19 protein-coding genes are annotated in these 24701 nt (G+C 57.2%); 7 read left to right on the forward strand and 12 right to left on the reverse strand.

Going from position 1 to position 24701, the window contains the following annotated elements; translation table 11 throughout:
• Positions 1-9: 9 nt before the first annotated feature.
• On the reverse strand, positions 10-396 hold the full coding sequence (locus V8L71_RS05110; protein ID WP_336273384.1) for a hypothetical protein: 387 nt from the start codon (positions 394-396) through the stop codon (positions 10-12).
• Positions 397-655: 259 nt separating this feature from the next.
• Between V8L71_RS05110 and V8L71_RS05115 the strand changes: the two genes are divergently transcribed.
• Complete coding sequence (locus V8L71_RS05115; protein WP_336273385.1) at positions 656-1957, forward strand: DNA cytosine methyltransferase; 1302 nt, start codon at positions 656-658, stop codon at positions 1955-1957.
• Here the strand turns inward: V8L71_RS05115 and V8L71_RS05120 are convergent.
• From V8L71_RS05120 to V8L71_RS05155, 8 genes are all read right to left on the reverse strand, one after another.
• A complete protein-coding gene (locus tag V8L71_RS05120) occupies positions 1913-2836 on the reverse strand; it encodes a hypothetical protein (RefSeq protein WP_336273386.1) in 924 nt (307 codons plus the stop codon). The genes V8L71_RS05115 and V8L71_RS05120 overlap by 45 nt on opposite strands.
• Positions 2833-5187 (reverse strand): sensor histidine kinase, encoded by a 2355-nt coding sequence (locus tag V8L71_RS05125; protein WP_336273387.1) that lies wholly within the window; start codon positions 5185-5187, stop codon positions 2833-2835. The genes V8L71_RS05120 and V8L71_RS05125 overlap by 4 nt, the downstream gene beginning before the upstream one ends.
• Positions 5188-5438: 251 nt before the next feature.
• Positions 5439-6308 (reverse strand): DUF7281 domain-containing protein, encoded by an 870-nt coding sequence (locus tag V8L71_RS05130; RefSeq protein ID WP_336273388.1) that lies wholly within the window; start codon positions 6306-6308, stop codon positions 5439-5441.
• The gene (locus V8L71_RS05135; protein ID WP_336273427.1) at positions 6305-7549 is read right to left on the reverse strand and encodes a hypothetical protein; all 1245 of its coding nucleotides are present in this window, start codon (positions 7547-7549) and stop codon (positions 6305-6307) included. Before V8L71_RS05135 ends, V8L71_RS05130 begins: the two co-directional genes overlap by 4 nt.
• A gap of 2 nt (positions 7550-7551) precedes the next feature.
• Positions 7552-8187, reverse strand: a complete 636-nt coding sequence (locus tag V8L71_RS05140; RefSeq protein WP_336273389.1) for a condensin complex protein MksE — start codon at positions 8185-8187, stop codon at positions 7552-7554.
• On the reverse strand, positions 8184-11849 hold the full coding sequence (locus V8L71_RS05145) for an ATP-binding protein (RefSeq protein ID WP_336273390.1): 3666 nt from the start codon (positions 11847-11849) through the stop codon (positions 8184-8186). The genes V8L71_RS05140 and V8L71_RS05145 overlap by 4 nt, the downstream gene beginning before the upstream one ends.
• A 71-nt stretch (positions 11850-11920) precedes the next feature.
• A complete protein-coding gene (locus V8L71_RS05150) occupies positions 11921-12943 on the reverse strand; it encodes a histone deacetylase family protein (protein WP_336273391.1) in 1023 nt (340 codons plus the stop codon).
• 7 nt (positions 12944-12950) lie between these two features.
• Entirely contained in the window at positions 12951-13661 is a 711-nt protein-coding gene (locus tag V8L71_RS05155; protein ID WP_336273392.1) for a GntR family transcriptional regulator, read from the reverse strand.
• 228 nt (positions 13662-13889) lie between these two features.
• Here V8L71_RS05155 and V8L71_RS05160 point away from each other — a divergent pair, with 228 nt between their 5' ends.
• The 6 genes from V8L71_RS05160 (at position 13890) to V8L71_RS05185 (ending at position 21604) form a co-directional block, all read left to right on the forward strand.
• A complete protein-coding gene (locus V8L71_RS05160; protein WP_336273393.1) occupies positions 13890-15446 on the forward strand; it encodes an ABC transporter substrate-binding protein in 1557 nt (518 codons plus the stop codon).
• 76 nt (positions 15447-15522) lie between these two features.
• Positions 15523-16503: an ABC transporter permease gene (locus tag V8L71_RS05165; RefSeq protein WP_336273394.1), complete on the forward strand. Its 981-nt coding sequence runs from the start codon at positions 15523-15525 to the stop codon at positions 16501-16503.
• Positions 16500-17333 (forward strand): ABC transporter permease, encoded by an 834-nt coding sequence (locus V8L71_RS05170; RefSeq protein ID WP_336273395.1) that lies wholly within the window; start codon positions 16500-16502, stop codon positions 17331-17333. The genes V8L71_RS05165 and V8L71_RS05170 overlap by 4 nt, the downstream gene beginning before the upstream one ends.
• A gap of 9 nt (positions 17334-17342) precedes the next feature.
• Positions 17343-18983, forward strand: a complete 1641-nt coding sequence (locus V8L71_RS05175) for an ABC transporter ATP-binding protein (RefSeq protein ID WP_336273396.1) — start codon at positions 17343-17345, stop codon at positions 18981-18983.
• A gap of 35 nt (positions 18984-19018) precedes the next feature.
• Complete coding sequence (locus V8L71_RS05180) at positions 19019-20398, forward strand: FAD-binding oxidoreductase (RefSeq protein WP_336273397.1); 1380 nt, start codon at positions 19019-19021, stop codon at positions 20396-20398.
• Positions 20399-20485: 87 nt separating this feature from the next.
• Positions 20486-21604, forward strand: coding sequence for a pyridoxal phosphate-dependent aminotransferase (locus V8L71_RS05185; RefSeq protein WP_336273398.1), 1119 nt, complete (start codon positions 20486-20488; stop codon positions 21602-21604).
• Here V8L71_RS05185 and V8L71_RS05190 read toward each other — a convergent pair.
• From V8L71_RS05190 to V8L71_RS05200, 3 genes are read right to left on the reverse strand one after another with little or no spacing between them, the layout of a single operon-like run.
• Complete coding sequence (locus V8L71_RS05190; RefSeq protein WP_336273399.1) at positions 21601-22557, reverse strand: branched-chain amino acid transaminase; 957 nt, start codon at positions 22555-22557, stop codon at positions 21601-21603. The genes V8L71_RS05185 and V8L71_RS05190 overlap by 4 nt on opposite strands.
• Positions 22554-23660: a class II histone deacetylase gene (locus tag V8L71_RS05195; RefSeq protein WP_336273400.1), complete on the reverse strand. Its 1107-nt coding sequence runs from the start codon at positions 23658-23660 to the stop codon at positions 22554-22556. The genes V8L71_RS05190 and V8L71_RS05195 overlap by 4 nt, the downstream gene beginning before the upstream one ends.
• Complete coding sequence (locus V8L71_RS05200) at positions 23657-24688, reverse strand: histone deacetylase family protein (RefSeq protein WP_336273401.1); 1032 nt, start codon at positions 24686-24688, stop codon at positions 23657-23659. Before V8L71_RS05200 ends, V8L71_RS05195 begins: the two co-directional genes overlap by 4 nt.
• Positions 24689-24701: the final 13 nt, after the last annotated feature.

The raw sequence follows: 24701 nt of genomic DNA on the forward strand, positions 1-24701 counted from the left end.
TGTTAAACACTACTTTCGCTGCAAGATAAGCCGTTCATTTTCATACGAAACTTGCTTATATTTTCGCAACTTATTTAGTGCTCCCACTCCACCGGCTGCCACCCCAATTGCAATCGCGGAATAAGTTACAGCGCCGCCCAGAATTGTCGTAGCAGTTGCCGCTGTAAAGCCAGCGGTAGTCGCAGTCACCGGAGCACTAGTTCCACCAGTCCCAACAGTTGCTACAACGCTATAAATAGCAACTCCTATTGCACCAATACATACCGCCCAGGCTACTTTTCCTGTAGCTCGAATTTTGATAGTTTTCTTGGCCAAGTCTCCTTCGATCTCTATCGATTCCTCATTATTCTTTAGCGCCTCGCCAAGTTCGGCCTCGGTTCTTACTTTCTTGACCATAATCAACTCTCTATCCTGTGTTTAACTATGATTATAAGGAAGGCTGCATAGCCTTAATAAACGTGTCGGCGCATTCATTGAGGTTATGTAGCCACCTCGTCCTACCGAAACCACTAATGTTTTTCCAGAAGTAGAGGAAAACTCTACATTTAAGCACCGCTACATTTTCGGAGGAATCATCCTTCAATCTGGCTCTTACTCACCTAGCCGTGCATAATTACCTGATATACATTCAAGCCTTTCAAAAAGTTGAGTTACGATGCTACCACCAACTGCCAAACCATTAAGGTTCATCGACGCCTTTGCTGGCTGCGGCGGCCTATCACTAGGTTTGATGCAAGCTGGGTTGAAAGGATGCTTTGCGATTGAGCGGGACAGATTCGCCTTTGCCACTCTCAGCGAAAATCTACTGGCTGAGCGTTCACCGTATAGTTACGAATGGCCATCCTGGCTTCCTAAAGAGCCGATCGGTATCGTCGAACTCATAAACGACTACCAAGACCAACTCGAAGAAATTTCGGGCAGCATTGATGTTCTAGTAGGTGGGCCACCATGCCAAGGGTTTTCAAGCGCTGGCCGACGGCAGCACGATGATCCGCGCAATCAGTTATTCGCCTCTTATTTAAATTTGGTCGAGATCATCAAACCTAAAGCTGTTTTGATTGAGAACGTCCGAGGATTCACACTCGACTTCAGCGTCGGTGACGAGATCAAAAATTTTTCGCAGCTTCTAAAGGAAGAATTATCTGACTCTTACACAGTACATGAACAACTGCTGAACCTTTCAATTTTCGGTGTACCGCAGGCACGTACACGCTACTTTGTTCTTGCTTTCCGCTCTGAATTAAATGTGCCAGATCCATTCGCACATCTTCAAAACAGTCTTCCTTCTTTTTTGCGCTCGTTGCGCCTAACCGCACCAGTCTCGTCGGGAGCAGCTATTTCCGATCTTGAGGTTGCTCCAAATGGCACGCAACCGTCCAGTGAGAGTAAAGGCTTCAAAGAAACGTGCTACTCAGGCCCACTCACTCACTACCAAAAGCTGATGAATGATGGATGCAAAACTCCTACGGACCTACGCCTAGCTCGGCATGCTGAGCACATCACTGAGCGTTTCAAAGAGATTATCGCGCTAAGCCATGCCAGTGGTCGTTTAAATATAAGCATTGGAGCGGAGATGCGAGCACGCTTCGGTCTTAAGAAACTGGCTCTACGGGTTCTTGACCCTGATCGTCCATCGCCAACGATCACAAGCATGCCTGACGATCTTTTGCATTACTCAGAGCCACGCACACTGACGGTTCGCGAGAACGCAAGACTGCAAAGTTTTCCTGATTGGTACTCGTTCCACGGGAAGTACACCTCAGGCGGCTATCTTCGAAAACAAGAAGTGCCTCGTTTCACTCAAGTGGCTAACGCGGTACCACCACTTGCCGCACGAGCCATTGGAGAAACGCTGACAGAGCTACTCTGGAGCGAGATTATGACTACGGGGTTGAGCGATCTAGAGGTCGACTCACGTTTGCATGGCATCCAGCAGAGATCGGAAGTCTGCACGTAATCTCAAAATCAATTTGCGAAGCTCTCGCATCTGCTCAATATCAACAACTTTGCCAGCGTCATCAACTACCGTGTTTGGCTTTTCCTTAGGGACCAAGACAACATGCCCGAGAGTATTGCGGTTACGGACAACGCCATCGCGATAGTCTTTAACTGTATCTACACCAGCCGCATGTGCTGCGAACTCGTCCATATCCAGAATACTCGACAGCATTCGCAGCCGATGATCTGACGTAAAAAGCATGTGAGCTTCGAACAAAGCCTCAACGCTAGGCGTGTCTTTTAGCTTTGCTCCCTGTTTAGTGATATTTTGTACCTGCCTGTCCACACGTTTTATCGCTCTCTCCATGAACTCAGCTTTGCCAGCGTCATTGAGCTTGCCATGAGCCAGGGCTAAGCATGTATTGACCATATGATCGATATCACTTGTGGCCCCCATGACGATGCCACGAGTATGATCAAGGTCGAGAACCTTCTTGATCAGCGATTCAAAGACGCCTATAACTTCATCAATAAGATCTGCACGCCCCGCGCAGTAGACTCCTTCAAGTTGTTTCTTATAGACTTTCTCCCGCAATTGTACGACTGTGGCTTGCCCAGAATAGAAGACTACATCTTTGTAATGAACGATTCGACGAATAAGCTCGATTGCATCCTCGCCGTGTTCATCATTCCCAAGATCCCAATCGACAAGGATTAGGTCAATTTCATCCGTGAATACATGCTCCGAGATAGCTTCGCTCATCTGATCAATCGTTGTGCAGTAATGAGGTTTGAATTCGAAGCCTTCAGTAGCCATTTGCATTTTAATGTTCGTACCCTGAGCGGCTACACGGTCGGGCTGGTCATCCACCCACAGCACGTTGAAATCTAATCTCACGCCTTTCTCCCTTTCGCGGCGATCTTGATGATAAAGCCAAGACCCTTTTCTACTTCTTCATCGAGTTCGATACTGCCACCCATTTCACCAAGGGCTTGCCGGATATGATAGAGACCCAGGCCTGAACCCAGCGTTGTCGTGTAGCCCATCTCAAAAATTTGCGAACGGTTAGTACCTGGAACCAGCCCACGTCCATTATCACTCACATGTATCGTAAGGCCGCCTTTATTCTCGTTCTTTAAGACAAATTGAATGCGCGATGCCCTAGCCTTTCTTGCATTGTTAATTAAATTATCAACAATAATAGATGCGTCAATTGGGTTAAAACGTAGTTTCATACCAGGATGAGTATTTTCTGCTGCGATCTGTAACCGGGCACTGCCTGTGGTGCGGGCAATCTGTTCAATGTAGTCATGAATGAAAGCGGCCAGATCGGTCTCAATTTTTTCGGAGTCGAGTTTAAAATTCGCTTTCGCCGCAAATTTTGTCACTGACATCACTTTTCTATTAAGGAAAGCCATCTGCTCTAACGTTTTAAGAACAGTATCACGTGGAATATATGTCTCGTCGGCAGTCTCGTTCAGGAAATTCTCTATCTGTTGCGCAATATCTACGGCATAGATGGTCACCTGATGATGCAGATTTAGTATCGTAGCAGAGTCTACGTTAACAAAAGACTCGATAAAGTGCGCACGCCGCCGCTCTGTCTCTACTTCCGCTTCTGCTGTTTCAGCACGGAGATTTGCAGCTTCGGCTGCCGCCATCGCCGTATCGGCAACACGGCGCGCATCAGCCTCGGACTTCTTCAAGTCATCGAAACGACGTTCGGCAGAGTCGAGTCGAGCCAGCATATCCGCATCGTCTGTTTTCTCGGCAATCGCACGCAAGCTAACCAGCGATGCTTCAAAATCGTGAGACCGCTCATTGATCAGATCAACAAGTCGCTTGCTGTACTCGATTAGCCGCACCTTTTTATTATCGACGAGATTAGCGACCGCTGCTGTTACACGAGCACGTCCAGGATCAGTCAATAGTCTGGAAAGGTCATCGGTGTTTGAATCTGGCTTATCAGCCCAAGACACAGGAACAACGTACTTCTCTAAACGCTTCAGACAGTGCTCCATAACCGCCTTTTGCAGCTGATCCACGGCTGGCGTTTCTATTAACCCCTGGTTGCGACTTGATGCTTCCTGAAAATCTTCATCCGATCCAGAAACATCTACACGCCCGATGATTTCACGGGTGCCCAAAAAGCGCGCATAACCTTGCTGCTTACGACGCCCAAAGCCAAACCAATCATTCCCATCTTCGCCAACCGGATAGACACGAAAATTATTCCTAAAAAGGAAGACAGACCCGAACTGAACCGAAGGTAAACCAACACGCCGAGCAAAAGTGACCTTCGCTGACTGGTTGAGATAGTAAATCTCGCACCTAAAATCAGCTGCCGAGAGATGCTGATATGGATTTGGCTCGACAATTCGATAGATGACCTCACCACGATCCGTAAGCGCTGAGTGTAACTCATCACCATCAATGGTTACCCGAATGAAAGTCGTCTTATCTTGCAACGTAGTGAAGATGAAATTACCGACCTGACCATTGACAAGATCTTTGGGTAGAGGCGCATTCGCTTCATCGCTATGTAAATTAGTAAGCCGCTTATCTTCCGCGGCCTCGGCCGGTGCGGTAATGTGAATGCCAAAGCCGTCAGTTTCTTCACCAAAGGGGTTGATCAACTTCGCAATTGACGCTTTCAAATCAAGGATGCGCTGCCGTGGCCAAGACCGTCTTAGCTGATGAATACTGACCACAGTGCCATTCTTCAAGGTTGACTCGAACTCACTCAACTCTTGTGGTAGCTGAAATGCATTCTGCTCGGCATAGCGAACAGGAATCTTCTCGAAATGCTCTTTGGCATTTTTCTCAAACAGTTCCCAGTCAACGGTTAGCCGATGGACAACCCTAGTCGAATCTTTTGGACAACTTTGTATAACTACTTCCGAGCCCAGTCGATCGGATGAAAAACGACCAATTCCCTTGCTACCAGCATAGTGTCGGCGCTCGGCGGCGATGTTGCGAAAATCATCTTCAGGACGATCGCTGCGCTTGGAGGAATAAGCAACGAACAGCCACTTGTCGGTAAGATCTTCATAGGACATACCCGAACCGTTATCCGCGATAACAATCATGTCGTCGCCGAAATACAGGTACACGCTATCTGCGCCAGCATCAAAAGAATTCTTAACGAGCTCGAAGATCGCGACTTCGTCATCAGTTATGAGTTCCCGGCCAAGTACACGCTTAAGGCCAGTGCTGACGTCAAAATGTAAGTTCCCCTTATCAGACAAGCTCGTCTTCCTCTTATGATTTTGTGCAACGAGGAGATTAACATCCCTCGTTGTTAAAGGCTTTCAGCCATACAGTATCATGAGCACAAACAACCATTCATTAAATTTAATATGTATCTGGATCGCGTACTACTTAGCATAAAAAGACCCTAATTAGATCTTTTAGGGCAGCAACGTGGCAGCGACTTCCAATATAAATAGGAAATATAGCCGACTACTACAGATGCTTTGATAAACGGATTGAATTGCCTCTAACTCAACTCCACACACCCAATCTCCCCACCAAACCACTGCTGCCTGAGCCCCCGCTGCTTTTCCAGTAGCAGCATTAGGTAGTCACGCAATGGATGGGCGGAAGGTAGCGCAGCAAGGTGCTTACGCAGCCTGCGCTGATAAGGAAACTGTTCAGCAGGCACGTGCAGCGGCGTGGCGTTTTGGGTGAGCCATTTGATGGTGGGCAGAAGCAAGTGGGTGGCGTTGCTGTCCAGCGCTAACGAGACGCCTTTTACGTCGAAATCACCGGCGTAGATATGTGGCCTGCGGGTTTTATGCCAAGCATTAGCTAGTAACGCAAAGCCGCCGCCGTAGTGGCTGTCGCCGCGGTAGACGACCAGCGGGTTAGCGTAGCTGTTTAGTGCTGGAAGGTCGGGTGAAAACTCATAGAAGCTGTCCAGGTTTTCGACCTGAATCAAGGCGCTAAACGCGCTCAGCTTTAGCCCCAGCACATCCACATCGCGAACGGCGCGGGGCTCGTTGGCAAGCCCCGTTGTTGGCTGCGGCGGAAAGCTGACGAGTACCCGCCGTGCACGGGGGCTTTCGCGAGTTGCTTTGTCTTCTTCTACGCCCTCTTTTGCCTGGGCGCTGCTGCTCAGGCCGCTGAGTGAGCGGCCTAGCGGTGCTATGCGGGCGCTCTCTAACACGTCATTAATCTGCGCCAGCAAGGCGGCGTCAAAGCGCAGCGCTTTACTGTTGATTCGCGTGGCCAGGTCAATGTCGTGCTGGTGGCACCAGGCCACTACGTCGTCTACCCACTGGCGGCGCGGCTTCTCCACCGCGGGCTGGCGGAGAAGTTCGCGGGCGACGCCGTTAAGGCCATTGCGTGCACGGCTGGGTAGGTTCATACGGCCAGCTGCAGTTCTACATCGTGGATCAGGCGCAGGTGATTGAATTGGCTGGCCTGGCTCTCCTGCTGTTTGAGCCGAAACGCCTTCTGGTCGCTGCGCGGCAGGCCCTGGTATTCGGAAATCACCTGGAAGAGCCATATTTCATCCGGCCATTCCAGCGGGCTTTCACGCAGGTATTCAAGGGCGCTGACCGGCTCCGCCTGAGGCTGGTCGATCACGCTCAAATAGAAGTGCTCCACATCCTGCTTGAGCGCCTGCTGGCGGGCGGCGGCGAGGCTGCTTTCTTGCGCTTGGGCAGGGGCGGCGGCTTCAACGGTTTGGGTGGTGTGGCGCGGCTGGGGGAGCTGGTGCAGCAGGTCGGCGAGCAAGCGGCACTCCAGGTTGCGATCCAGCGCTGGGGCGGCTGCGGCGCTTAGCGGTGCGGCTTGATTGACCATCCCTGGTACCTCGCTGCGCCGTGCGTAGTTGCCCGGCACAAAGCCTGGGTGTTCGCGCATAAAGGCGGCCATGCCGCTGATCAGGCGACTGCGCGCCTGCTGCTTACGAAAGCGCGCCATCAGTTCGATCAAGCGCCGCTGCACTTCGCGCAGGCCGGTGTAGTGATTACTTAACTGCTGTTGAAGCTGGCTGATCAATAGCTTGCGCAGACTGCCGTCGCTGCCTACCAGCTCGATCAACTCGTCGAAGTCGATCAGCGCCAGGCCATCCAGCAGCCTCGCGATCTGCTTCTGGGCGCGGTCGTTTTCGCGGATCTTGTCGTTGAGCTGACTGACGAAACCAAAATCGCTATTCAGCCGCTGCCATAAGCTGTCGATGGCATCGGCGAAGCGTCCATTCAGGTCGTCGACCTCCTGGCGCAGGCGCATTAGCTGCTGTTCCAGCCGCCAGTGCTCGCCGCGGCTACGCGCCTCCCGGTAGCTGTGTACCAGCGCGCGAATCAGCTCCAGGGTTTCCGCTACATCGGCGTTCACATGGCGGCGGGTCTCGTCGGCAAGCATTTCGGCGATCAGTTCGCGCACCTTGGGCGCCAGCTTCACACCGCTCTGCTCATCCGGTCGCCATAGAATGCGCGCCGCCAGCAGCTTGCGCAGCGCGCTGTCGCTGAGCGATTCCAGCGGCACTTCATCGCGGGTGTAGGCTTGCATCAGCACATCGGCGTGCTTGCCCAGCAGCGCCAGCCGTTCACTGCCGGTTTTGAGCAGGCGGCTTTCCAGTGCGTGTTCTCCATTAGACCCCATGCTCACAACAGGGCCTCCTGGGAACCGGAGCCCTCCTCGCTGCCATCTTCGATGGGCAGGTTCTCTTCGTCGCGAATAAAGCGCACCAGATCCACCAGGTAGTCGATCTTGCCGGTAACCACGAATACCTGCCGCTCTGAATGGGGCTGGAGCAGGTAGCCGTGCTCTTTCAGGCGCTTGAAGACCTGCTTTACCTGGGCATCGAGCTGGTCACTTTGCGAGCCGAAAAAGCTGTCGGTGGCAAGGCGTTCCAGGCGTTCCCGCAGGCTTTGGTTGTCTTCGCACTTGGCGCTGAATTCGGCGGGTTTGAGCACGTCGCCGGGGGCGGCCAGGGTATCGCGGCCCAGCGCTTCCTGAACCAGCTGTAGCCACTCCAGCAGCGGCAGCAGACTATTGAGCGTATCGCCGAGCTGACGGGACAGCTGATCCCGAGCGTTGTCATTGAGCTGACGCCAGGCCAAAAAATAGACGCTGCCATCTTCGTTGCTGGCCAAGCGCCGGTTAAGCGGCCGCAGGTAGGTGTCGATCTCTTCCCGGGTCTCTTCATTGGTGAGATGGCGATAGCCGCTCTCATCGCTGATCGGGCAAATAAACTCACCGGCCAGCAGGCGCTCTAGCAGTGGGCCATGTTCGATCATACCGTCACCTCCTGCTGACGTTCCTGAAGCCGTTCGGCCAGGCGGCTTAGCCGTGGCTCGATGCGTTTTAACACCCGCTTGTTGGGGTTGGCCTCATCGCGATCGATCAGATAGCGATTGGCGAACAGCAGCAGCACATCGGATTCGGGGTTGGGAAACGCACCGACGATATGAATGCGGTTGCTGTCGCAGGCGTCGAACAGTTTTTCGACGTTGTGGTACGCCAGGGTGCCGATCTCATCGATGGGCCAGTGGATGGCGATTTCCGCATCGCCGCGCAGCAGGCGGGTAAAGGCGAGCAGGAACTTGCACAGAATCAAATACGCCATGCCGTGGCTGGAGGACTCCAGCAGCTGGCGGTCGTTCCTGATCACCAGGTCGGTGCCGCCTTCGTTGAGGTGCAACTCCAGGCGCAGCAGGCTTTCGAAGCTGTACTGCTGGTCGCTGCGCAGCAGATCGACCACGTCCGCCAGGGCATTGAGGTAGTCGTCGCTGGGTAGCGTCTGGCCGGATTCGCGCCACTCTTTATAGCGCTGGGCGAACAGCTTCAGCGGCTCCCAGAAGCCCAGTTCATCGATGGTGGACTGGATGCGCACTTCGGCCTTGGTGATGCCTTCCAGGCGCAGGTCATCGGCGACTTCTTCAGAGAGCCTACGGCTCTGGGCGCTGATGCGGCGGTTCAAATCGCGGAACACGGTGAAGAACTTATCCAGGTCGTCGCTTAGGTTGCGCCCTTCCTGAATCAGTTGCTGCTGTTGATCTTCGAGCAGTTTGAGCATGTCGCGCAGTAGCGGCAGCTGTAGGCGCGGGTTGTCACTTTGTAGCTTGCTACGCTCGCTCTCCAGCGCTTCGGCGAAGCCACTGCTGGCGTCTTTGATCAGTTGGCTTTCCACTTCCAGGCAGCCACGGCGCAGCTGCTCGATGAGCTGGTGGCGATTGCCCAGCGCTTGGCGGGCGCGCTCGATGCGCTCGTCCACATCGCCCAGCGGCGCACCGGGCGTTTGGCCGTCGGGCTCGATGGCTAGGCTTTCCAGTTGGGTAAGTAGCGGCTTCAAGGCTTCCAGGCAGGCGTACTCACTCTCCCGCTGGGTTTTCAGCGTGCTGACCGTGCTTTGGTAGGTTTTGCGCGCCGCCTGGAAGTCGTTCTTCAGGTGCTCTTTATCCCGCTGCAGCTTTTGTTCGGCTTGCTCCAGCTCTGCCTCCTGGGCGACCAGCTGCGGCTTATGCTGGCCCCATTCGACGCGCATAAAGCGGGTGTATTCGGTGAGTTCATCCTGACGGGCGGCGGTGACGCGGATGCGTTCATCCTGGCTGGCCAGCCGCTCCTTGGTATCTTTTAGCTTGGCGGGGTCGACGCCCTGCTCGGCCAGTTCCTGGCTAAAGGCTTCTTCCAGTTCCCCACGCTGACGCTGGTGCTCGCTGTTGGCGTCGCTCAACTGCTGTTTATACTGGCGCAGTTGGGCATCCAGGCTATCTACCTGGCTCTGGCCGTCGGCTTTTAGTTCCAGCAGTTGGCTTTGGTGAGTCTCGCTAAGGGCGGCGAGCGCCTGCTGCTTCTCTTCGCGCAGCTCTTTTTGCGTCTGCTCCTGGGTGGCTAACGCGGTTTGATGGGCGGCGCGGCGCTCCTGCTGGCGCTTGGTATGGCGCTCCTGCTGCTGGCGGCGGGCCTCTATCGCAAACTCGACTTCCTGCTCGGCGCGCTTGTGGGCCATGCGGCCCTGGTCTTGGGCTTCATCGGCCTGCTGCACCCGCTCGTTATGCTGCTTGAGCGATTTCTCGGCGGCTTGGCTCTCGGTTTGCACCCGGCGTTTGGCGGTGTCCGCTTCTTCAATGGCGGCAAGCAGGCTGGCTTCATCCTGGGCGTAATCCGGCAGGGCAATGGCGGAAAGGTCCAGCGCCAGCCCGAACAGGTCATCGCTAGCGCCTTCTGCTAGCTGTGGGGCGAGATCACGCCGCTCCAGCAGCTCCGGCGCAATCACCTTGCCCAGCTGCTGCTCCCAGCCGGGGCGATGGTAGCGCAGGAAGTGGCGCAGGCTGCCCTGCTCCGGGTCGCGCTGCTGATAGAGCGCGAAGCATCGCTGCTCGGCGCGCTCCAACTGCTGGCGAAGTTGCACCAACTGCTGTTCGGCACTGTCGCGTTCGCGTTTGCGGCTTTCAAACTCCCGGCGTAGGCCATCCAGAGTAGCGGCCGATGCATTGCGCTCCTGCTGGGCCTGATCCAGGCGTGCCTGGGCAAGCTCCGCCTCGGAAGCCTCTTCAGCAGTCTGGGTCGAGAGCGAGAGCTGTGCTTTTAGCTCGGCGAGCTGTTCGACACCGAGCTCCAGCTGCGCCTGGTACTCGCCCTCAAGGCGTTGGCGCTCCTGCTGGTAGCGCTCGTTGAGCTGCTGTTCGGACTCCCACTGCTGCTCCCGGCGCAGGGCTTTCTCTTCGACCAGGGCGTCGATCAGTTCCTGGGATTCACGGGTTTGGCGGGCCAGTGCTTCGGAAAGCTCGCGCAGCCGCCCGTCCAGACGCGCCTGGCTCTCTTTTACCGCGTCCTGCATCACGTTCAAGTGAGTGCGCAGCTGGTCGCGCTGCTCCCGCCACTGGGGCAGCGCGTTGATGTCACGCTCCAGGGCGGGCATATCCGCATCAGCGTATTGCTCGTACTGGGTTTGCAGGTCGTTGAGGCGGCGCTGGGTCTGCTGCAAATCGCTGACCACTTCGCTGTGGCGGTCGTTCAGCTTATCCCGCGCTTCTGCGTAGTCGCTCTCACGCTGCTGGAATTCGCGCTGGTGGCGGGCAAGCTCAGCATCCACATCGGCCATACGGCGCTCTGCTTTCTGGCGGTCGTCTTCTAGCTGTGGTTTCAGTTGCCACAGCGTGGCATCCAGGTCGGCGAGTTCACGGTCGATACCGGCAAGTCGGGCCAGCGAGGCCTGCAGCGGTTCCAGGCGCATGGATTGGCGCATCTGGGCGATCCACTCCCGCGCCTTGGTGTTGCGAATCCGGGTCACCGGGAGTTCAACGCCATCCTCTTCGAAAATCGCCGCCAGCATGGTTTTGAGGGTGTCCATCTTGCCCTCTTTGGCATGCACCGCAGAAACCAGCTTTTCGATATGGCGGATGCGCCGCTCGGGTTTGACCAGGCTGAACTGCGACGCGATCTGGCGCAGCTTGAGGCCATCGCGGCTGTTGCCGTGCAGTTGGGTAAAGTCGTTCTGGATCACCGAGCGGAATTCAGAGGTGGCGCCCAGCTTGGGCGACACCGGCGTGCCGTTGCGCCGCAGGCCGCTGGCCCACTGGGTGTAGTCCAGCGCCGCCACGCCCGCGTCGCTCTCCACCAAATAATCCTCCGGCTGGTAGGGCGCGCCGACAAAGCGGTATTCCACCCCGCCCTCGGCCTTGCGGGTCAGCACCGCTTGGCAGATGTTGCCCGCTTCGCGGCGGTATTCGTACACCAGGTAGCTGTTGCGGTGGGGCAAATAAAACGCGTCGAACTTCATGCGCGTCTTGGGCACGACCTTGTTGGGTAATTCGCCATAGAACACCGGCACCAGGCGTTGTAGCGTGGTTTTACCGGAGGCGTTGGTGCCGCAAATATTGGTGTGGCCGTCCACACTCAGTTCCACCACCCCTTCCAGGTGGCCGTGAATCATCACGATGCGTAGCAGGTGGGCCATGCCGTGTCCTTGATCGATAGAGATTCGAAAACGACTATCTTGCCAGACACTTTGATGGCTTGTCTTACTGATTACGCCTTACCCACCAACCCCTCAAAAAAACTCACTGCATTTGCTTCCAACCCTTCCAGGTAGTAGCCGCCCTCCTGCACCACCAGCGTGGGTACGTTCAGGCCCGCTACCCTGCGGCCAAGCTCAGCAAACCCGGCGGTGGAGACGGCAACCTTGGCTTGGGGGTCAAGTTCGTAGATATCGAACCCCAGCGCCAGCACGATGGCGTCAGGCTCGAATAGGCGAATGGCTTGGCAGGCTTGCTCCAGGCGGTCAAAGAATACCGCTTCATCTGAGCCATGGGGCATTGGCAGGTTGAGGTTATAGCCCAGCCCTGCGCCTTGCCCGCGCTCATCTTCAAAGCCGGTTACTGCGGGATAGAAGTTGGTGGTATCGCCGTGGATCGAGATATACATCACATCATCGCGCTGGTAGAAAATCTCCTGAATGCCCTGGCCGTGATGCATATCGGGGTCTAATACGACGATGCGGGGGTAGCGCGAGGTGAGGTGCTGCGCGGCAATGGCGGCATTATTGAGAAAGCAGAAGCCACCGGCGGAATCGATGCCCGCGTGATGTCCCGGCGGGCGTGATAGCGCATAAGCAAAATGCTCACCGGCTAATAAAGCCTCAGCCCCGGCGACCGCACTTTGCGCGGACCAATAAGCAGACTGCCAAGTGTACTGGCCCACCGGGGCGCTACCGTCGGCCAGATAACGCCCAGCTTCTGCCAAGATGCCGCGCAGGGCGTTGGGTGAACGCACGAAGATATTGGAGATCACCTCTTCACCCCAGTCCTCCCCAAGGGCATGCCAGCGCCGGTGGGCACTTTCGAGAAAGCGCAGATAGGGCAGCGAATGAACCGCTCTTAGCGGCGCTACGCCATGATCCGCAGGTGCTTGAATATCAAACCCTAGCTGATTGGCCGCTGCCAGCAGGTGCGTGGCGCGCTCCGGCACTTCCTGGGGCGTGCGCATCTTGCCGCGGGAGAAGTAGGTTTGCGGCTGATGAAGCAATTGATCATCGTGAAAGAACGTCTTCATCGGCACTCTATTCATCAGAACTATCTTCATCAGAACTATCTCCGGTTTCGCCCACACCCTTCACCACAAATTTGCGAGCAACGCCTATGTGGTAATCAATCGCCTCACGGCAGGCGGCTGGGCTGCCACTATCCAGCGCGTCGAGCAGCTTATAGTGGCTGGTAGCGATCGTGTCGGGGGCTTCATGGGTTTTGGTAATTAGCGTGATGCAGAGGCGCAGTTCATGAGTGAGGTCGTCGAAGGCACGTAGCAGCCGCTCATTGCCTGCGTAGTGCAACAGTAGGCGATGAAACTGCAAATCTTCCTCAATACGGCGGGTGCCATCGTCCCCCGCTGCCGCCTCACAAAGTACGTCTACCTGCTGTTTTAAAGCACGTTGGGCTTCTGGGTTATAGCTCTCGACCAGACGCTGAATAGCGTGACGTTCCAGGCACAGTCGCAAATCAAAGACATCTTCGAGTTCAACGGCATTCAACGCGCGGACAAAGAAGCCGCGGCGAGGTTTGGAGATCAATAAGCCACGGCTTTCCAGCAAGCGCGCGGCCTCACGAACCGGTGCGCGGCTAACGCCCAAGTCACGGGAAAGCTGTACTTCCGAAAGCCGTTCGCCGGGTAAAAAGTGTTGCTGAATAATCGCTTGGGTCAAATAGTCAGCCACCTGCTCGACAAGGTTCTGCTGCTGGATAAAGGGCCTGGGAGCCGCCGTTGATAAGGCCATAAAATTTACTCGTGGGGTGTGGCGCGTTTCCTTAAGTATGACGAAAAATAACCACTTGTCGACGAACGATTGCCGACTGTCGACAGTTTTGCCACATGCTGCTAAGTTCAAAGTGCAAGGTTCAAAAAGGCCCCCAACAACCCACACAACTGGGCCTAACACGCCACGCCTCGCTCGCCTAACGACTACGTAAACCCATTACGTGCTAATAACCGAGGAGCAGGAAACATGAAAAAACCTTTAGCTTTGGCTATTTCCGCTGCAGCACTTGCTTTCACCTCCGCCGCCCTGGCCGATGACCCCAAAGAGGGCGGTGTGGTTAACACCATTATCCAGCCGGAGCCGCCCGGCCTAGTGCTAGGCATGGTTCAGAACGCCCCTACACGCACCGTCTCGGGCAACATCTACGAAGGCCTGTTGCGCTACTCCACCGACCTTGAACCCATGCCGCAACTGGCGGAGTCGTGGGAGGTCAGTGACGATGGCCGCACCTACACCTTTCACCTGCGTGAAGGCGTTACCTGGCACGATGGTGAAGCCTTTACCGCCGATGACGTGGTGTTCTCCGCCGATGTCTTCCACCGCGAGTTGAACCCCAGCGCCCGCGCCGTGCTACAGCACGTGGAAAGCATCGAAGCTACTGACGATCACACCGTGGTGTTTACCCTGACCCAGCCTTTTGGCCCTTTCCTGCTCTCGTTTGAAGCAGGCACCTTTACCATGGTGCCCGAACACCTTTACGCGGGTACCGATTTCCGCAATAACGAACATAACGACCACCCCATTGGCACCGGCCCGTTCAAATTCGACAACTGGGAACGCGGCACCGTTATCGAGCTGGTCAAGAACGAAGAGTATTACGAAGACGGCCTCCCCTATCTAGATGGCGTGAACTGGCACGTTATTCCTGATGGCGCTTCCCGTGCAGTGGCGTTCGAGAACGAGACCATTGATGTACTGCCCAGCGGCACCGTCGAGAACTTCGATATTCCTCGCCTGGCCGAAATGGATAACGTGTGCATGACCGAAGAGGGCCACGAATACTTCAGCCCCTTTGCCATGCTGTGGATGAACAATCGCGAAGGCCCCACCGCGGATAAACGCTTCCGCCAGGCGGTGATGTACGCCATGGATCGCGAGTTCGCCAAAAATGTGCTGTGGAACGGCCTGGGCAATGTCCCGCTCTCCGCCTTTGGTTCCAATGCGCGCTTCCAGAACGATGACCTGGAACCCTACGACTACAACCCAGACCGCGCCCGCGAGTTGCTGGATGAAATGGGCTACGACGGCGAAGAGATCACCATCCTGCCCCTGCCCTACGGCGAAACCTGGACCCGCTGGGCCGAAGCCGTGCAGCAGAACCTGCGCGAAGTGGGTATTAACGTTGAAACCCAAGCCACCGACGTAGGGGGCTGGAACCAGCGCCTGGGCGATTGGGATTACGATCTGGCCTTTACCTATCTCTACCAGTACGGCGATCCGGCGCTGGGTATTTCACGCACCTACCTTTCCGACAATATTGCCAAGGGCTCGCCCTGGAATAACGTGGAAGGCTATGAAAACGAGCGTGTGGACGAGCTCTTCAACGAGGCCGCCACGGCTTATCCTGACGAAGAGCGCGAAAAACTTTACCGCGAAGTACAGGAAATCCTGCACGAAGACGTGCCGGTTGGCTGGTTGATGGAGCTGGGCTTCCCGACCCTGTACCGCTGTGATGTTCAAAACCTAGTCACCTCCGGCGTGGGTGTTAACGACGGCTTTAAAGATGCTTGGCTAGACCGCTAAACCCAAGCCACCCAGGTAGCGCGAGCTACCTGGGTTTTCCAGCCATGTCTTGAAGGTATTAGCCAGGAAACGACTTATGGTTTACGCGCGCCTCATCTTAATGCGGCTGTTAAAAGCCGTCATTGTGCTGTTTTTAATCGTTATTTTTAACTTTCTGCTGATTCAGCTGGCCCCCGGTGACCCGGCTGCCATTCTGGCCGGTGAAGCGGGTGCCGCGGATCAGGAGTTTCTCAACCAGTTGCGCGAGCGCTTTGGGCTCGATCAGCCGATGTACGTGCAGCTGTGGCGCTATATATCAGGTATCGCCGTACTCGATTTTGGCTACTCCTATCGATTGGGCGTTCCTGTCTTTGATCTGATTATGGATCGCTTGCCCGCCACCCTGCTGCTCACCGGCACCGCTTTCGTGCTCTCACTGGTACTGGGCATTGTGGCAGGCTCCATGGCGGCCGCGCGGGTCAAAAAGCCTTCCGGCTCGCTGATCATGGCATTAGCGCTTGTGTTCTACGCCACGCCGCTGTTCTGGGTCGCGCTGATGTCGGTGGTGGTGTTTTCCGTCTACCTGGGCTGGCTGCCCGCTTACGGGCTGTACACCGTGGGGGCAGGCCATACGGGGTTGGCGTTGGTGCTCGATGTCGCCCAGCACTTAGTGCTCCCGGCGACCACCCTGGCTCTATTTTTCATGGCGATTTACACCCGCATGACACGCACATCGATGCTCGATGCCGCGCAGCAGGATTACGTCAAAACCGCACGCGCCAAGGGCTTGAAGCCAGGCATTATTCAGCGTCGCCATGTGTTGCGTAACGCCCTGCTGCCGATCATCACCTTAGCGGGCTTACAGGCGGGGCAAATGGTCGGCGGGGCGATCCTTACTGAAACCGTGTTTGCCTGGCCCGGCATTGGTCGGTTGATGTTCGAAGCGCTGCAGCAGCGCGACTACAACCTGCTGCTGGGCATTTTCTTCTTCTCGGCAGCCTTGGTTATCGTCTTCAATATCATCACCGATTTGGTGTACAGCCTCGCTGATCCACGCATCAAGAAGGGGGCCGCATGAGCTTTTTCGCACGCTTCGCGCAAAACCGTGGCGCCCTTGTCGGGCTGATCATCCTGCTGCTGATTATCGCCATGGCGATACTGGCGCCGCTGCTGTTTCCTGAATCTCCCTGGCGCATGGTGCAACGGCCCTTTTTGCCGCCGCTCTCGCAAGATGGCTTTCCCCTGGGCACCGACACCATGGGCCGCAACGTGGCCTCAGGCCTGATGCATGGCGCCTGGGTATCGCTGCTGATTGGCTTGGTCTCCACCTGCGTGGCGCTCTTGATCGGCGTGCCGCTGGGCGCCATTGCCGGTTACTACGGCGGCTTGGTGGACGACATCCTGATGCGCTTTACCGAGTTCTTCCAGACCATTCCCAACTTCGCCCTGGCGATCGTGCTGGTGGCCATTATGCAGCCGAGCATCACCTCGATTGTGCTGGCGATTGCAATTGTCAGTTGGCCACCGGTAGCGCGTTTAGTGCGCGCCGAGTTTATGTCGCTGCGCAACCGGGAATACGTGGAAGCGGCGCGCCTGGTCGGCCAGTCCAACACCACGATTATTCTGCGTCAGATCCTACCCAATACCCTCTCGCCGATTATCGTGCTGGCATCGCTCATGGTGGCCACCGCGATTTTGCTGGAGTCGGCGCTGTCGTTTCTGGGTTTGGGCGATCCTAACGTGATGTCCTGGGGCTATATGATCGGCGCGGCGCGCACGGTGATTCGTCAGGCGTGGTGGCTGAGCTTTTTCCCTGGCGTGGCGATTTTGCTCACCGTACTGGCGTTAAACCTGGTGGGTGAAGGGTTAGACGACGCACTGAACCCCAAACTATCACGCGAGCGCTAAGGACTTTATATGCCTATTACAGAGAATCCATCGGCTGACACCGTCCTCAGCATTCGCGATCTGAACATTGCGCTCCCCAAAGGGGCGGATCGCGCCCTGGCGGTGGAGGACGTGAGCTACGAGGTGAAGCGCGGCGAAATCATGTGCGTGGTGGGCGAGTCCGGTTCCGGTAAATCAATGGCCGCCAACGCCGTGATGGGGCTGCTGCCCAAGGGCGTGAACGCCACCCATGGCGAGATACTGTTCGAGGGGCAGGACCTGCTCGCCCTGACGGAAAAGCAGCACCGCGCCCTGCGCGGGCTAAAAATTGGCATGATCTTCCAGGAGCCAATGACCGCCCTTAACCCCCTGATGCGGGTAGGCGCGCAAATTGCCGAGGTGTTCGAAGCTCACGGTCAGTTCACTCCCAAAGAGCGCCAGGCCCGCGCGCTGGAGCTGTTGATCGAAGTGGGCATTCCCCAGCCTGAAAAGGCCATTCGTGCCTACCCCTTCGAGCTTTCCGGCGGTCAGCGCCAGCGGGTCATGATCGCCATGGCCCTGGCGCTGGAGCCCATTCTACTGATTGCCGATGAGCCCACTACCGCGTTGGATGTCACCACCCAGGCGCAGATTCTGGAGCTGATTCGCGACCTTCAGCAGCGGCGCGGCATGTCGGTGATGTTTATCACCCACGACTTTGGCGTGGTGGCCGAAATCGCCAATCGCGTCTGCGTTATGCGCCACGGCAAGATCGTCGAGCTGGGTGACGCCAAGTCGGTACTTGAGAAACCACAAGACGCCTACACTCAAGCGCTGATTGCAGCGATTCCCAGCAATGCGGTGCCGCCCCACCGTGAAACCAGCCAAGTTGCCCCACTGCTGGAGATCAAGCAGCTCAATAAAGTCTTTCGCTCCCGGGGCGGCTGGTTTAAACCTTCCCGCGAAGTGCATGCGCTTAACGATGTTTCGCTCACGCTGGCCCGGGGTGAAACGGTGGGGATTGTCGGTGAGTCTGGTTCGGGCAAATCCACCCTTGGGCGCTGTGTGGTGCGTTTGGAGCACCCCGACAGCGGTGAACTGCTGCTCGATGGGGTGAACCTTTCCCAACTCAAAGGCGATGCGCTGCGCCGGGAACGCCACCGGGTGCAGATGATCTTCCAAGACCCTTACGCCTCGCTCAACCCACGCACCAAAGTGGGTATGGCGATCGCCCAGGGGCCAATTGCCAACGGCACGCCCAAAGCCGCGGCGCTCAAGCAGGCAGGCGAGCTGCTCGATATGGTCGGTTTGGGCGCCAGCGCCGTGGAGCGCTTTCCCCACGAGTTTTCCGGCGGCCAGCGCCAGCGGATCGGCATTGCCAGGGCGTTAGCGCTTAACCCCGAACTGATCGTCGCAGACGAAGCCGTCTCGGCGTTAGATGTGTCGATTCAGGCCCAGGTACTGGAGCTACTGGAGGAGTTAAAGCAGCGCCTTTCACTCTCGCTGCTATTCATTACCCACGACCTGCGCGTCGCCGCGCATATTTGCGACCGCATTGTGGTGATGCAGCACGGCCGCATTGTCGAACAAGGCAGCGCCGAGCAGATCTTCCTCGCCCCAAAAGAGGCGTATACCCAGGATCTGCTCAAGGCGATTCCCGGCCGCGAAGCGCCGGTGGCGGCGACAGCATGATTTACCGAACGGACAAGATAGGCTAAGGAAAACACATGCAAATAACCCTGGAAGCGCTGCGCGCCATTGTAGGCCCGGCCCACGTATTGACCGGCGACGATGTGCATAGCCGCCGCGTGGACTGGATGACCGGCGCGCCCTGCCAGGCCGGTGCGATTGTTCGCCCGGCGGATACCGAACAAGTCGCTGCCGTGATGCGTGCCTGCCATGAGGTGCAGCAGCCGGTAGTGACGCACGGCGGCCTCACCGGTCTGGTTCATGGTGCAGAAGCGAGCCCGGATGAGCTGGTGATTTCCCTGGAACGCATGACCGCAATCGAAGAGATCGACCAAGTAGGCGGCACCCTCACCGTGCAGGCCGGGGCACCGCTGCAGCGGGTTCAAGAGGCGGCTAAAGAGGTTGGCCTGCAGTTCCCTCTGGACCTGGGTGCCCGGGGTAGTTGCACCATTGGTGGCAATATCGCCACCAACGCCGGTGGCGTGCGGGTAATTCGCTACGGCATGATGCGCCAGCAGATACTTGGCCTGGAGGCCGTGATGGCGGATGGCCGGGTGGTCAGTTCCCTGAACCGCATGCTGAAAAACAACGCCGGTTTCGATTTAAAACAGCTGTTTATCGGCAGCGAAGGCACCCTGGGCATTGTGACCCGCGCGGTACTGCGCCTGCAGCCGCCGACACCCAGTGAGCAAACGGCGATGGTAGCCTGCCCTTCGTTTGAGGCACTCACCGGGCTACTCAGCCATATGGGCAAAGCGCTCGGCGGCAGCCTGGGTGCTTTTGAGGTGATGTGGCAAAACCACTACCGGCTACTCACCGAAATCCTGGGCCGCCACACCCCACCGATTGCCACCGAGCACCCATTTTATGTGATCATTGACTCTCTGGGCAGCGATGCCGAGCGCAATGCCACTCAGTTCAGCGAAGCATTAGAAAGTGCATTAGAGAACGAGCTGATTGTCGATGCGGTGATTGCGCAGTCGACTACCCAACGCGATGGGCTATGGGCCATTCGTGAAGATATTGAGGGGCTGATCAAGGGGCTCGCACCAGTGCTTACTTTCGATGTCAGCCTGCCGATTGCCGATATGCAGCGCTACACCGATGCCTTGGAAGCGCAGCTAACCCAGCGCTGGCCCGAGGCGCGCCTGGTAGTGTTTGGCCATCTGGGCGATGGCAATCTGCATATTTCCGTTAGCGTCGGAAGTGCTGAGATGTCGGTGCGCCGTGAAGTGGAAGCGATGGTCTATCAACCACTGGCAGCACTGGGTGGTTCAGTCTCTGCCGAGCACGGCATTGGCCTGGAGAAACGCCCCTGGCTGAGCACCTGTCGCTCCAGCGCCGAGATCGCGCTGATGCAGTCGCTCAAGCAGGCGCTCGATCCGCTTAATCTGTTAAATCCCGGTAAAGTACTTTAAATAAGTGTGTTTTAAATAAAAGTGCTTTAAATAAACGCGCTACGTTGATCGTTACTACTGATTTGAAAATCGTTTTTAGGAATCGTTATGCCTTCTCAAAGCACGCCCCCTTATCCCAACCACTTACTGAGTGAAGGCCCCGTTAATCCGTTTCCGGGCATCAAGGTGCTGGAGCGTCGACTTGGCCGGGAAATACCCCATCGGCTGGGCTCTAACGAAGGCCTGGACATGCCCCACCACGCCCTGCGCGACCACTTTGGCGATGCCCTGGCCGAACACGTTTACTGCTACGGCGATTCCGAAGCGCTGGGGGTGCGCCAACGCTTGAGCGCGCAGCAGGGGATTGCGCTGGAAACGATGCTGGTAGACGCCGGTGCCGATAGTTTAATCGCCCTGGCCCTGCGAACCACCTGCGAACCGGGCGACACCGTGGTGAGCACCGCCGGCACCTACCCCACCTTGGGCTATTTCGCCAAAGGCCAGGGCTGCCGCCTGATTGAGCCCAGCTATTTTGAGGCACCCGGCGTGCTGGCTCCCGATCTGGAAGCGCTGATCGCAGCGGCGCATCAGGAAAATGCGCGGCTGGTGTACCTGGCCAACCCGGATAACCCCAGCGGCCACTTACATAGCGACAGCGCCATCCTTAAGCTGCGCGAGGCGCTGCCCGACACCTGCTGGCTATTGTTAGACGAAGCCTATGGGGATTTTCGCGATGACGCGGGTAGCGAGTTTGCTGCCAAAGCCATACCGGGAGTGATTCGCCTGCGCACGCTCTCCAAGGCTCACGGCCTGGCGGGTCTGCGCATTGGCTACGCCATCGCCGACCCTGAAGTGCTGGCGATGATGATGAAGGTGCGCATTCACTACGCGGTATCGTCATTGACCCTGGCCGCCGCCGAAGTAGTGCTCGACCACCCTGACGAGGTGAACCAACATGTTACCGATGTAAAAGCCCGCCGTGAGCAGTTGGCTGAGCACTTTCGCACACTGGGTGCCGACGTGCTTCCCAGCGCCACAAACTTTATCGGCATTCGCCTACCCAGCGCCGAACTCGCCGCCGAGGTACATAAGCAGCTGCTCGACGAAGGCGTATTAGTCACGCGCCTAACGCACCCAGAGCTTGCCAATGTGATCCGTATTACGGCGGTACAAGCAGCGCTGGAGCCGGGAAGGTTGGCGGCGCTAGAACAGGCGATTAAGGCTTAAGCCTGCGTTAACCAATGCCTGAAATCGTCCAACTCGCCGCGCACCGCCTGGCGATATAGACCCTGCAGTTGAGCCGTCACGCTATCTGGGCTGATGGGTTCGTTGACGGGTGGTGCGCCCGCGCGACCGCCAATGCGGCGGCCATCCAGCTCGCGAAGCGGCAATATTTCGGCGGCGGTGCCGGTTAAGAACGCCTCATCGGCGGTGTAGAGCTCATCACGAGTGATCCGCCGCTCGCGCACTTCAATACCCAGCACCTTTTGCGCTAGCTGAATCACGCTGTCCCGGGTGATGCCTTGCAGGCACGAGGTCACTTCTGGGGTGTGCAGCACGCCATCGCGCAGTAAGAAGATGTTAGCCGCCGAGGCTTCAGCCACATAGCCCTCCGGGTCGAGCATGATGGTTTCATCGAACCCGGCCTTGATCGCTGTATTCAGTGCCAGTATCGAGTTGACGTAGTGGCCATTGGTTTTCGCCCGGCAGAGGCTGATATTGACGTGGTGGCGCGCCCAGGAAGAGGTCAGCGCTCGCAAACCGTGGGTAGCGGCCTGGGGCGAAATGTAGGGGCCTAGATCCCAGGCGGCGACCATCACATGGGTCGTTAGCCCCTGAGCGCGCAGCCCCAAGCCTTCCGCACCAAAAAACACGGTAGGCTTCAGGTAGGCATTGCTCAGGCCGTTTTTGGTCAGGCACTCGCGCTGGGCATTGATCAACTCCGCTTCACTAAATGGCAGCGGCATATCCAGCGAATGAGCACTTTCTGCCAAGCGACGGGTATGTTCAGCAGCACGAAATAGATGCGTGCCCGAAGGGCCAGCGTAAGCGCGTACGCCCTCAAAACAGCCCATGCCGTAGTGCAGCGTGTGGGTGAAGACATGCACCTTGGCCTCGCGCCACTCCAGCCATTCGCCATCGTGCCAAATCCAGCCATCGCGATCATAAAGCGGTGTCATTGTTTGCGTTGCTCCCACTGTTGGCACCAGTCATCAATCAGCGTCTGCTGGTGCGGTTGCAGGGCCTGATAGCCCCAAGCGGCAATTTCATCGTTCTGTGGGTCGGGCACGGCAATCTGACTACCTGCCAGCGTCTGGATCACTGCGTGGCCGCAGAGCGGTACATAGCCTTCTGAATAACCGCCTTCATGGACGAACACCAGCTTGCCCTCGCAGCAGCGCTCGGCCAGGGCTTTTAGCTGGGCGGTCATGGTGGAGAACGCTTGGCTGTTGAGCAACATCTTGCCTAAGGGATCTTTGGCGCAGGCATCGTAACCGCAGGCCACCACGATCAAATCAGGTTTGAACGCCTCAAGCGCGGGGAGCACCAGTTTTTCCATGGCGTACACGTAGGCACCCAGACCGCAGCCGGGCGGTAGCGGCAGGTTGAGATTGGCACCCAGGCCTGCGCCTTCGCCCTGCTCGTCAAATCCACCGGTTTCCAGCGGGTAGTTGGCCGCTTGATGCATAGAAACGGTCAACACATCAGGCTCATTATAAAACGCTGCCTGCTGACCGTTGCCGTGGTGAACATCCCAATCAAGTATCGCCACGCGGTTAGCCTGCCCCAAGGCCCGGGCGCGCATGACCGCCACCGGGATGTTGCCCAGCAGGCAGAACCCGCGGCCTTGATCGGCTTCAGCATGATGCCCCGGCGGGCGGCACAGGGCATAAGCATTGCTCACCTCGCCCAACGCCACGGCTTCGACTGCGGCGACGGCAAGCCCTGCGGACTGCGTGGCGGCTGCCCAACTGCCGGGCATGTAAGGGGCGCAGTCGCCACCATTGCCACCCCGCGCTTTATCTCCCGCCTGCAGCTCATCCAGGTAACGCGGCGTGTGAAAACGCAGCAGGTCAGTAAGTGAAGCGGCGGCTGGCTTCACCACGTGAAGCTCATCGATCAGCCCGCTGACTTCGAGAATGTTTTTCAGACGTCGTTTGCTTTCTGGGCTTTCCGAAGCGGCCTGGGGCTGTAGGAATTCGCCCGGTGCGGAGAACACCCCAATTGCACCCTGGTCGTGCCAAAAGCAGCGCTCGTGCCAGTAGAAACCAGTTTTGCTCATGCCGTAAAACCCTGCATAAAGGCGGTCAGGTTGGCGCTTAGGTGTTCAGTGGGGTAACCGCCTTCTTGGACAATCACCATGGGCAGCGAAAGCGCCGCCAGGCGTTTACCTACTTCAATGAACGCCTCGGTTTCCACCTTGAGACCCGCCAACGGATCATCCTTATGGGCATCCAGCCCTAACGCCACCACCACGGCACCCGGCTCATAACGTTGCAGGTGATCAATCAGGATCGCCAGGGCATCGAGATAAACGTCGCCATCACTGCCCACCGGCAGGGGCAGATTGACATTGGTTCCAACGCCTTCATCGCTGCCCTCTTCCTCTGCACCACCCCAGAAAAACGGATAAAAGTCGCTAGGATCAGCATGCAGTGAGCCGGTCCACACATCGCTACGATAATAAAAAATATCCTGGGTGCCGTTGCCGTGATGCAGATCCACATCGATGATCGCAACTTTGCCGTAGCGCTCACGCAAGACGGTGGCCACCAGCGCAGAATTGTTCAGCAGGCAAAAACCGCCGGCGCGTTCCGGCCCGGCATGGTGACCCGGCGGGCGACACAGCGCGTAGGCTGTAGGGGCGCCATTAAGCACTTCTTCTGCGGCCGCTTCCGCCGTTGCCGCCGAGGCCAGCGCGCCTTGAAAGCTCGTCGCACTCAGCGGGCAGGCCATATCGTGCAAATGCCAGCCCGCTTGCCCAATGGGGTGGCGCGGGTAGTGGTAGCCACCGCCGCAGGGGTGAATATTGGGCGCCACAAACTCCGACGCGTTGGGCAACGCCTGCCAGCGAGCGTAAATAGTGTCCAGGAACGTTAGGTAGCGCGGCGTATGTATCTGTTCCAGGCGCTTACGCAGCGTAGGCGAATCGGCCTTGCTAGGCGCGGTCAAGGTAAGTCCTGCACTCGCCAAGCCTTGAGTAAGCAATTCAGCGCGCACCGGGCCCTCCGGCGAGGGCACGGGCTGACCGCGCAGCAGGAAGGTCGGCGGCGCGTGGTACGCTTGGTCGGGATGGTAAAAGCATTTCATGGGACGCATTCCT

Source organism: Vreelandella indica (assembly GCF_037070225.1).
GTDB classification, from domain to species: Bacteria; Pseudomonadota; Gammaproteobacteria; order Pseudomonadales; family Halomonadaceae; genus Vreelandella; species Vreelandella arctica.